The 13,364-nt window shown below is 69.0% G+C and carries 12 protein-coding genes and 1 pseudogene; 9 read left to right on the top strand and 4 right to left on the bottom strand.

Annotated features, from left to right (window positions below; translation table 11 throughout):
* The 3 genes from MSZK_RS30450 to holA form a co-directional block, all read left to right on the top strand.
* The coding region (locus MSZK_RS30450) for a ComEA family DNA-binding protein (protein WP_142390036.1) at positions 1–484 on the top strand (484 nt) is incomplete at its 5' end.
* Positions 481–2,010, top strand: a complete 1,530-nt coding sequence (locus MSZK_RS30445) for a ComEC/Rec2 family competence protein (protein WP_233211601.1) — start codon at positions 481–483, stop codon at positions 2,008–2,010. The genes MSZK_RS30450 and MSZK_RS30445, both read left to right, overlap by 4 nt.
* On the top strand, positions 1,991–2,944 hold the full coding sequence (gene holA / locus MSZK_RS30440) for a DNA polymerase III subunit delta (RefSeq protein ID WP_199203552.1): 954 nt from the start codon (positions 1,991–1,993) through the stop codon (positions 2,942–2,944). The genes MSZK_RS30445 and holA overlap by 20 nt, the downstream gene beginning before the upstream one ends.
* On the opposite strand, the gene rpsT is transcribed toward holA, so the two are convergent.
* Entirely contained in the window at positions 2,945–3,205 is a 261-nt protein-coding gene (gene rpsT / locus MSZK_RS30435) for a 30S ribosomal protein S20 (protein WP_099252240.1), read from the bottom strand.
* 157 nt (positions 3,206–3,362) lie between these two features.
* On the opposite strand from rpsT, the gene MSZK_RS30430 reads away from it, so the two are divergent.
* The 3 genes from MSZK_RS30430 to MSZK_RS30420 are packed head-to-tail and all read left to right on the top strand — an operon-like array spanning position 3,363 to position 6,887.
* Positions 3,363–5,036 (top strand): circularly permuted type 2 ATP-grasp protein, encoded by a 1,674-nt coding sequence (locus MSZK_RS30430; protein WP_371411422.1) that lies wholly within the window; start codon positions 3,363–3,365, stop codon positions 5,034–5,036.
* Positions 5,036–6,013 carry an alpha-E domain-containing protein gene (locus MSZK_RS30425; protein ID WP_099252239.1) on the top strand — a complete coding sequence of 326 codons (978 nt, stop codon included), beginning with the start codon at positions 5,036–5,038 and terminating at the stop codon, positions 6,011–6,013. The genes MSZK_RS30430 and MSZK_RS30425 overlap by 1 nt, the downstream gene beginning before the upstream one ends.
* Positions 6,014–6,047: 34 nt before the next feature.
* Positions 6,048–6,887 carry a transglutaminase family protein gene (locus MSZK_RS30420; RefSeq protein ID WP_099252243.1) on the top strand — a complete coding sequence of 280 codons (840 nt, stop codon included), beginning with the start codon at positions 6,048–6,050 and terminating at the stop codon, positions 6,885–6,887.
* Between the two features lie 6 nt (positions 6,888–6,893).
* Here the strand turns inward: MSZK_RS30420 and MSZK_RS30415 are convergent, their stop codons facing one another.
* A complete protein-coding gene (locus MSZK_RS30415) occupies positions 6,894–8,447 on the bottom strand; it encodes a PepSY domain-containing protein (RefSeq protein WP_099252238.1) in 1,554 nt (517 codons plus the stop codon).
* A 27-nt stretch (positions 8,448–8,474) separates the two neighbouring features.
* Positions 8,475–9,305, bottom strand: a complete 831-nt coding sequence (locus tag MSZK_RS30410; protein WP_099252237.1) for a ribonuclease Z — start codon at positions 9,303–9,305, stop codon at positions 8,475–8,477.
* Positions 9,306–9,531: 226 nt separating this feature from the next.
* Here MSZK_RS30410 and glnT point away from each other — a divergent pair, with 226 nt between their 5' ends.
* The 3 genes from glnT to MSZK_RS30395 are packed head-to-tail and all read left to right on the top strand — an operon-like array spanning position 9,532 to position 12,394.
* Positions 9,532–10,902, top strand: coding sequence for a type III glutamate--ammonia ligase (gene glnT, locus MSZK_RS30405; protein WP_099252236.1), 1,371 nt, complete (start codon positions 9,532–9,534; stop codon positions 10,900–10,902).
* 2 nt (positions 10,903–10,904) lie between these two features.
* The gene (locus tag MSZK_RS30400; RefSeq protein WP_099252235.1) at positions 10,905–11,648 is read left to right on the top strand and encodes a creatininase family protein; all 744 of its coding nucleotides are present in this window, start codon (positions 10,905–10,907) and stop codon (positions 11,646–11,648) included.
* Positions 11,645–12,394, top strand: a complete 750-nt coding sequence (locus tag MSZK_RS30395) for a TetR/AcrR family transcriptional regulator (RefSeq protein WP_099252234.1) — start codon at positions 11,645–11,647, stop codon at positions 12,392–12,394. Before MSZK_RS30400 ends, MSZK_RS30395 begins: the two co-directional genes overlap by 4 nt.
* A gap of 4 nt (positions 12,395–12,398) precedes the next feature.
* Here the strand turns inward: MSZK_RS30395 and MSZK_RS30390 are convergent.
* A pseudogene (locus MSZK_RS30390) lies at positions 12,399–13,274 on the bottom strand (aldo/keto reductase); the annotation flags it as partial.
* Positions 13,275–13,364 lie beyond the last annotated feature (90 nt).

Here is a 13,364-nt window from a genome sequence, read left to right as displayed (position 1 = left end):
CCCCCACCAGCCGGTCGTCGTGAGTGTCGTCGGGTTGGTCGCGAAGCCAGGCTTGGTGACATTGGCCCCGGACGCCCGCATCGCCGACGCCGTGGCGGCGGCCGGCGGCGCCATCGAGGGTGCCGCCACCCTGGGCCTCAACCTGGCCCGCCATCTCACCGACGGTGAACAGGTCGTCGTCGGCATCGGCACCCCGGCGGGCCAGCCGCCGGTGCTGGGCAGCTCGGTCACCGGCGGACCGCCGGGCGCACCCGCCGCCCCGGCCACCTCCGGCGCGCCGGGCGCGCCGGAGCAGCCGGTCGACCTGAACACCGCCACCGTCGAGCAGCTCGATGCCTTGCCTGGCGTCGGGCCGGTCACCGCGGCCGCGATCGTGGCCTGGCGCGACGCCCACGGAAAGTTCGGCAGCGTCGACCAACTGGGAGAGGTGGACGGCATCGGGCCGGCCCGGCTGGCCAAACTCCGGGCTCTGGTCCGGGTGTGAGCCGGGACGGCGCCCGCCTGGATCTGCGGCTGGTGCCGGCCGCGCTGACCGGCTGGGCCGTCACCGCGGCGGCGATCCTGTGGACCATCGGGCCACTGCTGACGGCGAGCTGTGCAATGGTCGGGCTCGGCTGGGCGGCGCTGGTCCGGTGGCGAGGCGCCGGGGCGCCGGTGCTGCGCGCCGGTGCCGTGGCGGTGGTCGGTGCCGCGCTCGTCGGGTCCGGCTTCGCGGTGGCGGCCACCCTGCGCAGCGCGTCCGTGCGGGACCATCCCGTGGCGCAGCGGTTCGGCTCCGTCGCCGCGGTGACGGTGACGCCGGGGGAGGATCCGCGACCGCTGGCCAACGGACGGTTGATGTTTCGGGCCGCGCTCGGTGAACTGGACGGGCAGCCCACATCGGGCGGCGTGATCGTGTTCGCGCCGGCGCTGGGCTTCGGCGAGCTGACGGCGGGCCGGCCCACCCGGTTCCGGGCGCACATCGCGCGGCCGACTCGGCGCGATCTCACGGTCGCGGTGCTCAACGCCTCCGGCGAACCCGCCCTGGGCCGGGCGTCGCAGCTGCAGCGGGTGGCCCGCGCGGTGCGCGTTCGCTTCTCCGAGGTCGCTCGTGGGGCGCTGCCCGCCGATCAGGCTGCGATCCTGCCCGGGCTGGTGCTGGGTGACACCTCGACCGTGTCGGCGGCCACGACTGCGCAATTCCGCACCGCGGGGCTCACCCATCTGACCGCCGTGTCGGGGGCCAACGTCACGATCGTGTGCGGTGCGGTGTTGCTGTCGGCGGGGCTGGTCGGCCCGCGGGCGGCCGTCGGTCTGGCCGGTGTCGCGCTGGTGGTGTTCGTGTTCGTGGTGCAACCCACGGCCAGTGTGCTGCGAGCCGCGGTGATGGGCGCTATCGCCCTGGTCGCCATCGTGTCCGGCCGCCGGCGCCAGGCCATTCCGGTGCTGGCCGCCACGGTGCTCGGATTGCTGCTCGTGGCACCGCAATTGGCCGTCGATGCCGGCTTCGCACTGTCGGTGTCGGCCACCGCCGCGCTGGTCGTCCTGGCGCCGGGCTGGGCGGCCCGGCTGATCGCGCGGGGCTGGCCCAAGGCGCTGGCCGAGGCGGCCTGCATCGCCCTGGCCGCCCAGCTGATCACCGCGCCGTTGGTGGCGGCGATCTCCGGGCGGTTCAGCGTGGTCGGCGTGCTCGCCAATCTGGCTGTGGCGGTGGTGATTCCCCCGATCACCGTGCTCGGCACCGCCGCGGCCGTGGTGTGCTCGCTGTCGCCGGCCGCGGCGGGACTGCTGATCCGGTTCACCGGTCCCGAACTGTGGTGGCTGCTGCGCGTGGCGTCCGTGGCCGCGAAGCTGCCCGGCGCCGCGGTGCCGGTTCCCGCCGGCGTCGCCGGGGTGCTGACCGTCGGTGGGGTGACACTGGGCGCGGCGGTGCTGTGGCGATCGGTCAAGGTCGGTGTCGGCCGGTGTCGGCCAGGCGTGAAACGATCCTCTGGTGAGCGACACGGCCGGCCTGCATCTGATCCTGGGTGACGAGGAGCTTCTCGTCGACCGTGCCATCTCGGAGGTGCTGCGGGCCGCCCGCGCCGCGGCGGGCAGCGCCGACGTCCCGGTGGACCGGCTGCGCGCCGGCGAGGTGTCGGTCAACGAACTCGCCGAGTTGCTCAGCCCGTCGCTGTTCGCCGACGAGCGGGTGGTCGTGCTCGAGTCGGCCGCCGAAGCCGGCAAGGAGGCCGTCGAGCTGATCTCCACCGCGGCCGCCGACCTGCCGCCCGGCACCGTGCTGGCCGTCGTGCACTCCGGCGGGGGCCGCGCCAAGGCGCTGGCCGATCAGCTCAAGAAACTCGGTGCCCAGGTCCATGCCTGCGCCAAGATCACCAAGGCCGCCGAGCGGGCCGACTTCGTGCGGGCCGAGTTCCGCGCGCAGAAGGTCAAGGTCGACGACGACACCGTCACCGCGCTGATCGATGCCGTCGGCTCCGACATCCGGGAACTCGCGGCGGCCTGTTCGCAGCTGGTCGCCGACACCGACGGCCGGATCGACGCGGTCGCGGTGCGGCGCTATCACAGCGGAAAGGCGGAGGTCACCGGCTTCGACATCGCCGACAAGGCGGTGGTGGGGGATGTCGCCGGGTCGGCCGAGGCGTTGCGGTGGGCGATGATGCGCGGTGTCCCGCACGTGCTGCTCGCCGACGCACTGGCCGAGGCTGTGCACACGATTGCCCGGGTCGGCCCGCTGACCGGCGACCCCTACCGGCTGGCCGGTGAGTTGGGCATGCCGCCGTGGCGTGTTCAGAAGGCGCAGAAACAGTCGCGACGCTGGTCTCGCGACAAGGTGGCGACGGCGATTCGGCTGGTGGCTTCCCTCAATGCCGACGTCAAAGGCGCAGCGGCCGACGCCGACTACGTGCTGGAGGATGCGGTGCGCAAGGTCGCGCAGCTGGCCGCCGGCAGCGGCCGGGACTGATCAGATCTTGTTGAAGGCCTGAGCCAGCGCGGACTTCTTGTTGGCCGCCTGGTTCTTGTGGATGACACCCTTGCTGGCGGCCTTGTCCAGCTTGCGGCTGGTCGACGCCAGCAACTCGGCGGCCTTGTCCTTGTCGCCCTCGGCGGCGGCCTCACGGAACCCGCGGATCGCAGTGTGCAGCGAGCTCTTGACCGACTTGTTGCGCACGCGGCGCCGCTCGTTGGTGCGGATGCGCTTTTCCTGCGACTTGATGTTGGCCACGCGTTAGTTCCTCGTTTTCAAGCTTGGGGTGATCGGTCTTGCCGGGGCCGTCGGGCCCTCGGGCAGCGACTGTTCAGGGTACCAGTCGGGGTGGAAATCTCCCAAAGCGGAGCTCACTGGCCTGCCGAAACGACGATCGTGGGGCAGCATGTGACGGGTGAGTCTTCGTACCCTGCCTTCGGAAGCCAGCCGGTCGTCGCGGAACGGTTCGCGGCAGCCGCGCCGACACGACCACATCTTCGGTGGCTACAACAACCTGGGCTCCTACGCCAAGGCGTTTGACGAGATGTTCGACAACCAGGGCAACGTCCGGGGCCCCTACAAGGGGATCTTTGCCGAACTGGCCCCGTCGGACGCCGAGGAGCTGGAGGCCAGGGCCGAGGCGCTGGGCCGGGCGTTCATCGACCAGGGCATCACGTTCTCGCTGTCCGGCCAGGAGCGGCCGTTCCCACTCGACCTGGTGCCGCGGGTGATCTCCGCCGCCGAGTGGTCTCGGCTGGAACGGGGCATCACCCAGCGGGTCAAGGCGCTGGAGATGTACCTCGACGACATCTACGGCGACCAGGAAATCCTGCGCGACGGGGTGATCCCGCGCCGGTTGGTCACCTCATGCGAGCACTTCCATCGGCAGGCCGCCGGGATCAACCCGCCCAACGGGGTGCGCATCCACGTCGCCGGCATCGATCTGATCCGGGATGCCCAAGGCACCTTCCGCGTTCTCGAGGACAACCTGCGGTCGCCATCGGGTGTCTCCTACGTGATGGAGAACCGGCGCACGATGGCGCGGGTCTTCCCCAACCTGTTCGCCACCCACCGGGTGCGCGCGGTCGGCGACTATTCGTCTCACCTGCTGCGGGCGCTGCGCAACGCGGCCGCGACCAACGAGGCCGACCCCACCGTCGTCGTCCTCACGCCCGGTCCGTTCAACTCCGCCTACTTCGAACACTCCTTGCTGGCCCGGCAGATGGGCGTGGAACTGGTCGAGGGGCGCGATCTGTTCTGCCGCGACAACGTGGTCTACATGCGCACCACCGAGGGTGAGCGCCAGGTCGATGTGATCTACCGCCGGATCGACGACGACTTCCTCGACCCGATGCAGTTCCGTCCTGACTCGGTCCTGGGAGTGGCCGGCCTGCTCAACGCGGCCCGCGCCGGCAACGTGGTGATCTCCAGCGCGGTCGGCAACGGCGTCGGCGACGACAAGTTGGTCTACACCTACGTGCCGACCATCATCGAGTACTACCTCGGCGAGAAGCCGCTGCTGGCCAACGTCGACACGATGCGCTGCTGGCTCGACGACGAACGCGAGGAAGTGCTCGACCGGGTCGACGAGTTGGTGATCAAGCCGGTCGAGGGCTCGGGCGGCTACGGCATCGTGTTCGGGCCCGACGCCACCGACAAGGAACTGGCCACGATCCGCAAGAAGATCATCGCCGACCCGCGCGGCTGGATCGCCCAGCCGGTTGTGCAGCTGTCGACCGTGCCCACCAAGGTGGGCGATGCGCTGGCACCCCGACACGTCGACCTGCGGCCGTTCGCGGTCAACGACGGCGAGGAGGTGTGGGTGCTGCCCGGCGGGCTGACCCGCGTCGCGCTCACCGAAGGTTCCCTGGTGGTCAACTCCAGCCAGGGCGGCGGGTCCAAGGACACCTGGGTGCTGGCCTCGCGCACCTCGGTGGCCGCCCGCGAGCTGGGCGCGGCCGAAATCGTCCGCAAGATCCCCAAACCCGCCAAGTCCGCGGCCGCCGAGAAGGGTCCCGAGCAGGGTGCCGGTCAGCAACAGCAGGGCCAACAGCAACAGCAACAGCAACAGCAGCAGGTGATGCGCTGATGTTGGCCCGCAACGCCGAGGCGCTGTACTGGATCGGACGCTATGTCGAGCGCGCCGACGACACCGCCCGCATCCTCGACATCACGGTCCATCAGCTGTTGGAGGACTCCAGCGTCGACCCCGACCACACCTCGCGGGTGCTGTTGCAGGTGCTGGGCATCGAACCGCCCAAGCATCAGCTCGACCTATGGTCGCTGACCGATCTGGTGGCGTTCAGCCGGGAGCTCGAAGGCGGGTGCTCGATCGTCGATGCGATCTCCGCGGCCCGCGAAAACGCCCGCTCGGCACGGGAAGTCACCTCCAGCGACATGTGGGAGTGCCTCAACACCACCTACAACGCACTGGCCGAGCGTGAGCGTGCCGCCCGCCGGCTGGGCCCGCACGAATTCTTCAGTTTCATCGAGGGCCGCGCGGCGATGTTCGCGGGGCTGGCCGACTCGACGCTCTCGCGCGACGACGGCTACCGCTTCCTGGTGCTGGGCCGCGCCATCGAGCGCATCGACATGACGGTGCGGCTGTTGCTGTCCCGCGTGGGGGACAGCGCGTCCTCACCGGCGTGGGTGACGGTGCTGCGCTCGGCCGGCGCTCACGACACCTATCTGCGCACCTACCGCGGTGTCCTCGACGCCAGTCGGGTCGTCGAATTCATGTTGCTGGACCGGCTTTTCCCGCGGTCGATCTACTACTCGCTCAAGCTGGCCGAGCACAGTCTCGACGAGCTGATGCACCGCCAGCACAACCGGGTCGGTGCCACCGCCGAAGCCCAGCGGCTGCTCGGCCGGGCCCGCAGCGAGCTGGAATTCATCCGGCCCGGAGTGTTGCTCGAGTCGCTGGAAGAACGACTGGCCGGTTTGCAGGCCACCTGCCGCGATGTCGGAGAAGCGGTGGCGTTGCAGTACTTCCACTCCGCGCCGTGGGTGGCGTGGTCCGATGCCGGGCAACGCGGTTCGCTGGTGATCGAAGAAGGGGAGATCTGAGACCGATGAGCGCTTGCGCGAAGAGGAGCAGCTGATGTGGCGGATGCGGGTAGTGCACGCGACGGGCTACGCCTACAAGTCACCGGTCACTGCTTCTTACAACGAGGCCCGGCTCACGCCGCGTTCGGACTCCCGGCAGAACGTGATCCTCAACCGGGTGGAAACCATCCCGGCCACCCGGTCCTACCGCTATGTCGATTACTGGGGCACGGCGGTAACGGCTTTCGATCTGCACGCACCGCACACGGAGTTGGAGGTGACGGCGTCCTCGGTGGTCGAAACCGAGCATCCGGAGCCGCCGGCGGAGTCTGTGTCGTGGCAGGAGCTGGCATCCGAGGCGGTACGCGATCGCTTCGACGAGGTGCTCAGCCCCACCCACTACACGCCGGCGAGCCGGCGCGTCGAGCGGGTCGGCAGGCGGTTGGCCAAGGAGAACGATCCGCAGGCAGCGGTGATCGCCGCCGCCCAGTGGGTGCACAGCGAACTGGAATACGTTCCCGGCACCACCGGTGTGCACTCGTCGGGCATCGATGCGCTGCGTGAAGGCAAGGGAGTGTGCCAGGACTTCGCACACCTCACGCTGATCCTGTTGCGGGGCATGGGAATTCCGTCCCGGTACGTGTCGGGATATCTGCATCCCAAGCGCAACGCGGTGGTGGGGGACACCGTCGACGGGCAAAGCCATGCCTGGATCCAGGCGTGGACGGGCGGGTGGTGGAACTACGACCCGACCAACGACTCGGAGATCAACGAGCAGTACATCAGCGTCGGCGTCGGCCGCGACTACGCCGACGTCACCCCGTTGAAGGGCATCTACTCCGGCGAGGGATCCACCGATTTGGACGTCGTGGTGGAGGTCACCCGGCTGGCGTGAGCGCTCTCACGACTGCGGGCCTACCGGCACCTCGTCGTCATCGGCTGCGGGCGAAGGGGTTTCGGCAACCGGTGAGGGCCGCCGCGCGGCGATGATTCCCTCGGCGACGAGCACCACCAACAGCGACAGGCCGAAGATGGGGAACACCACCCCGAGAACGACCGCGACGACGGTGACCGCCACCAACGCGCCCTTCGGGGTGTTGGCGCGGGTGGCCGGACTGGCCGGCCCGGGCAGCCCGGTGCCGCCTGACGGGCGCCGCTTCCACCACATGAGCAATCCGGTCATCACGCTGAGCAGCACCCCGAGGCACGCGACGGTGGCGGTGATGCGGGTCAGCCAGCCGAGCTGGTTGCCCATGTGCATGGCGATGCCGAAGCTGGTCAGCCGGGACAGCGCGCCGTCCTGGGCGGCGGTGGCGTTGGTGATCGTCGCGCCGGTGAACTGGTTCAGGTACAGCGTGCGCTGCTCGGACACCCGCTGAGGCCAGCGGTTGACGACCGTGTAGCTGCCGTACACGGGCGTGCCGTCCTCGCTGGAGTCCGACGGCGGGAAGATCGAGTAGCCGGGCACCATGTGCTCGTCCTTGGCGATGCGGTCGATGTCGGCGTACGACAGTCGGCCGGCGGCGCCGTCGGGTTGTGAGGCGTAGATGGGATCGTCGGTCGCGGCCCAGGCGATCCGCCGGCCGAGCCGGTCGTAGTCGCCGAGCTTCGCCGGCGTTGAGGGAGCGTCGATTTCGGTCGACGGGGTGACGGTGGCGGTGACTGCTCGCCAGTTCTCGCCCCAGTACCGCGTCCAGGTCATCCCCGACAGGACGTAGCAGATCAGGATCACCGCAACCACGACACCGGTCAGGGCGTGGACGTCGCGCCAGCGGACCCGTCCGCCCTTGCGCCACCGAACCTTCAGCAGCGGCTTGGCAGATTCGATGGCCCGCGGCCACCAGAGATAGATACCGCTGGCCAACAGGACCAGGATCCACGTCGCGGTCAGCTCCATCCAGAGATTGCCGATGCCCACGGGGATCGTGGAGTCGGGGTACGCCGACGGGTTGATCAGATGACCGAGTGAGGGCAACTGCACGTCTGGTCCGTCGTTGCCGAACATCCGGTGCAGCTGATTTGCCCAGCCGACCAGGCCGGACAGCTGGTCGCGCTGGCCCAGATACGCCCCGGTGTAGGGGTTGACGAACACTTGCGTGACATTGGCCTCGGCCTGCGGGTACCCGGGTGCGCCGGCGGCCACGAAATCCACTCGCGTCGAGCCGGTCGGGCCGTCGGGCGGGGTGACCGCCTCCAGGGTGTCGGTGGCGGCCACGTGCTGGGTGGCGGTGGCGACCTGGGCGTCCAGCGGCACCGTGGCCGGCCCGGGTTCGACCACCAGGAGATGCCGATTCGTCAAGGCATCCAGTGGCTGGCTGTAGAGGATCACCAAACCGCTGCAGGCCAGCACCACCAGCACCGGCGCGGCGAACAGCCCCACCCAGAAGTGCAGCCGCCAGATCCGGCGTAGAACAGCGCTCTCAGCGCGTCGCGTCGAGGTCTCCGTCGTCGTCACGGCCCATTGGTCGGACGCCGGGGTGAGTTAGTTCCCGACGGAAACGCGGTGCAGGTCGTTGCCGATCTCCACCGGGCCGTCGAACTCGGTGGCGGCCAGCGCGCGCCACTGGTCCTCCTGCCCGGGCACCAGCGGCGGCACGTAGTGCGTGAGCACCAGGGTGCCGACACCGGCGCGCGCCGCGGTGGCCGCGGCCTGTTCGACCGACGAGTGATAGTCGAGGATGTCCCGGATCCGCTGGACTGGCAGCTGGGCCACCAGATCAGCCCGGATCACGGTGTGTACCAACGCGTCTGCCCCGCCGGCGAGCTCATCCAGCGACGCGCACGGCACGGTGTCGCCGGCGAGCACCACCGCGGCCCCGCCGTACTCGACGCGGAAACCCAGGGTCGGTTCGACCGGGCGGTGGTCGGTCGGCGCTGCGATGATCCGGACGCCGCCGTCGTCCCACACCTGACCCGATGCGTATTCGTACACCTGGATGGACGGCGGTTCGGTGATGTCGGGGTGATGGCCGATGCGGTAGGAGATGTCGGGTGCCAGCGCAGCCAGTGTCGCGTCGACGACGGCTTTGGTGCCGGGTGGGCCGATGATCGGCAGCGGGGTGGGGACGAACGTCGTCACCCATCGGGTGGTGATGACGTCGGACAGATCGGTGATGTGATCGCTGTGCAGGTGGGTCAGCAGCAGCGCGGTGATGTTGGCCGCGCCGACGCCGGCCGCCGCGGCTCGCATCAGGACCCCGCGGCCGCAGTCCACCAGGAACACTGCGTCACCGGCCTTGACCAGGGTCGAGGGCCCGGCGCGGTTCGGGTCGATCATCGGGCTTCCGGTCCCCAGCAGGGTGATGTCGATCATGGCGTCATTCCTACCCTGCCGCGGGCCGTCGACCGGCCATCTCGATGAGGTGGTAGCTGAGTGTCATAGCTATTTCAATACTTCATTGAACAGTTTCTTCTGACGTAGATCTGATAACGAGGCAATACCCGTGAACTTTCAATAGGTCATTCATAGCCACGAAACGCGATCGCAACACAGGGTGGTTAGCGTCGCCCTCATAGCACCGGTCTGTGGAAGGGAAGACATGACGACGATCCTCAACGGGCGCGCGCGCCGTTCCGACGCCCGCGAGCTCGCCGCGGAACTGACTTCGGCGGGGGTGCGCTATGCGGCGATCAGCTTCGTCGACATGCACGGAAAACCCAAGGCCAAGATGGTGCCGCTGGCGCACCTGGAACAGGCCTCGGTGGGCTCGGAGATGTTCACCGGTGCCGCCCTCGACGGCGTGCCGCAGGACGTCAACGACGACGAGGTCGCCCCGCACCCCGATCTGGACGGTGCGATCGTGATGCCGTTCAACCGCGAGATCGCCTGGTTCCCGGGTGATCTGTGGATCGGCGATACGCCGTTCGAGGCTTGCAGCCGGCAGATCCTCAAACGGGTGACCAGTGACGCGGCGGCGATGGGCTACACGTTTAACCTCGGGATCGAGACCGAGTTCTTCCTGCTGTCCGACCGCTCGGGTGTCCCGGAGCCGGCCAGCGCGGACGACAATCTGGACAAGCCGTGCTACGACCTGCGTGGCATGCTGCACAATTTCGGCGTGGTCGACGAGATCGTCTCGTCCATGAACGAATTGGGCTGGGATGTCTACTCCTTCGACCACGAGGACGGCAACGGCCAGTTCGAGACCGACTTCACCTACACCGACGTCGTCTCCATGGCGGACCGGTTCGTGTTTTTCCGGATGATGGTGGGCGAGATCGCCCGCAAGCACGGCCTGTTCGCCTCCTGGATGCCCAAACCGTTCGCCGACCGGACCGGCAGCGGGGCGCACTACAACATGTCGCTGGCCGATGTCGACGGTGTCAACGCGTTCGCCTGCGCCGACGACCCCCGTGGCTGTGGGCTGTCTCAGCTGGGCTATCAGTTCATCGCCGGGGTGTTGCGGCACGCGCCGGCGATCTGCGCGGTGATCGCCCCGACGGTCAACAGCTACAAGCGACTGGTCAAGCAGGGCAGCATGTCCGGTCTGACGTGGGCACCGATCTTTTCCTGCTATGGGGACAACAACCGCACCAACATGCTCCGGATCCCGCGCGGTGGTGGGCGGGTCGAGTGCCGCGCCGCCGACAGCGCCAACAACCCGTACCTGGGTGGGGCGCTGATGCTGGCGGCCGGGTTGGAGGGCATCAAGGAAGGCCTCGATCCCGGCGAACCCAACCGCGACAACCTCTACCGGCTCTCCGATGCCGACCTCGTCGAGCGGGGAATCACCTGGCTCCCGCGGTCACTGGGTGAGGCCATCGACGCGCTCGAGGCGGACCCGTTGGCCCGCAGCGTCTTCGGCCCGGCCATGTTCTCCTCGTTCATCGCCGAGAAGAGGGCCGAGTGGCACTCCTACACGGCTCACGTGTCGGAGTGGGAATCCGAGCGCTACCTGAGGTTCTTCTGACCGTGACGCACCGCTGGGACGAACTCAACTCGGTACAGATCGCACGCCGGCTGTTAGCCGATCCCGATACGGTGGCGCTGATTCCGGTCGGTGCCACCGAACAGCACGGCCCGCACCTGCCGGTAGGCACCGACACCGTCATGGCGACCGCGGTGGCCGAGGCCGCCGCCGGTGAGCTGGCGCTGGTGCTACCGGCTCTCCCGTTCGGCGCCAGTATGTTCCACGGCACCGAGCTGGCCGGCACGATCGCGTTGTCGGGGGAGGAGACCGCCGCCGCCGCGGCGCGGGCCGCCGAGGCCTGCGTGGACTCGGGGGTGCGCCGCATCATGTTCGTCAACGGTCACGTCGGTAACAGCGCGCCGCTGTGGTTGGCCTGTGACCGCTTCCGCCGGCGGTATCCCGATCGGCGAATCGGGGTGATGCAATGGTGGGATCTCACCGCGGACATCGCCCGCCGCGCCACCGCCGACGCGGCCGACTGGCATGCCAACGCCGCGGAGACCTCGCTGATGCTGGCGGTACGCCCCGAACTCGTCGACATCGACGCGATGCGCGAGGCCGACGACCCCGACCGCACTGCGGGTACCGTATTTCGCTATGGGGTCCAGCATGTCTCGACCAACGGGGTGACCGGGCATCCGTCGCGGGCGTCGAAGGCGTTCGGCCTGGAACTGTGGGCCGATGTCGTCGCTGCTGCACGCGACGTCGTCGACCGTGCGCACAGCGAACGCGCCCCGCTGCCATGACATCACCGGCGCCCAATGCCGGCCGGCCGCCCGTGCGGGTGATCGGACGGCCCCGCAATGACGCCGAGTCCGCCGCGGCGCCGTCACCGCGTGCCGGGATCATCAACGCGGCCACCCGGCTGTTCAGCGAAAAGGGTTACGCCCAAACCACGATGAGCGACATTGCGCGCGCCGCAGGCCTGCAGCAATCCTCGCTGTACTACTGGTTCCGGAACAAGGAACAGCTGCTCGGCGAGACGCTGGTGGTCAACCGCGCGCCGCTGACGTTCATCTCCGAAGTCGGCGCCGGTTCGGGCTCACCGGCGATCAAGCTCTACCGGCTGTTGCGATTCGACACCATGCAACTGGCGTTGTCGCCCATCGACTTCAACGAGATCCAGCGCATCGCCAACGACCAGCGCGCCGATTTCCATCAGTTCTGGACCGACTACGAGCGGTTGAAAACCTGGGTGGCGGATCTGATCCGCGCGGCGATCGCCGAAGGCAAGTTCATCGACTGCGATCCCGACGAAACCGCGGGCCTGCTGCTGAACTTCGACGAGGGTGCCCAGAAGCGCACCCGACTGCACACCGACGACGGGGACCGGACGGCCGAAGCCGTCCGGGTCGCCGAGCAGGTCGCCATCATCGCGGTGCGTGGTCTGCTCAAACGGCCCAGCGACATCGCCCGCGTCACCGCCGCGGCCGCGCAGTTCGACGACGCCGCCGTGGCGCTGACAGTCGGCCAGGCACACGCCGATCGGTGACGCCTCACTCGCGGGCCGAGGACACCCAGTTCGGGTCGATCGAGCGGTGGCCGGAGACGGTCGCACCGGCCGCCTCCAGTGCCACCATCTGGTCGGGATTCAGTGCCACCGACAATGAGGCGGCGTTCTCGTCGACACGTGCCGCGCGCCGGGTGCCAGGGATCGGCACCGACGCGACGCCGAGCGCCTCGGCCCGTTGCCGCAGCCAGGCCAGCGCCACCTGCGCCGGTGTCGCACCGGCCTCCGCCGCGATCGAGGTAACCACCTGCACCACAGCAAGGTTGGCGTCGAACACGTCCTCGGCGAAACGCGGGATGCGGCCGCGGAAGTCGCCCTGAGACGACAGGTCGGCGGCCGAGCGGATGGTTCCGGTGAGGAAGCCTCGGCCCAGTGGCGAGTACGGCACGAAGCCGACACCGAGCTCGGCTGCGGCGGGCACCACGTAGCGTTCGACGTCGCGGCTCCAGATCGACCATTCGCTCTGCACCGCGGCGATCGGGTGTACGGCCACCGCGGCGCGCAACTCGTCGGCGGTCACCTCCGAGAGTCCGAGATGGCGGACCTTGCCGGCCGTGACGAGTTCGGCCATGGCCCCGACCGTCTCCTCGATGGGCAGCGCCACGTCGCGGCGGTGCATGTAGTACAGGTCGATCACGTCGGTGCCCAGCCGGCCCAGGCTCTCGTCGACGCACTGACGCACGTAGGCGGCGTCGCCGCGGGCCTTCAGCTTGCCGGTGGTCGGGTCGCCGTCGATCCCGAACTTGGTCGCCAGGGTGACCTCGTCTCGCCGGTCGGCCAGCACCTGGCCGATCAGTCGTTCGTTGGCGCCGCCGCCGTAGACGTTGGCGGTGTCGATGAACGTCATCCCGACGTCCAGGCAGTGACGCCTCTCTGTGTCAAGACCCTGCGGTTGTAGCGTGAGGGGGCGGACCCGGGAAGTGACTTGTCTGAAGTGCCGGTGTACGGGGTT

Origin of the sequence: Mycobacterium sp. shizuoka-1, from assembly GCF_002723835.1 — a bacterium.
GTDB lineage: Bacteria > Actinomycetota > Actinomycetes > Mycobacteriales > Mycobacteriaceae > Mycobacterium.
This window is presented reverse-complemented; position numbering and strand designations above follow the sequence as displayed.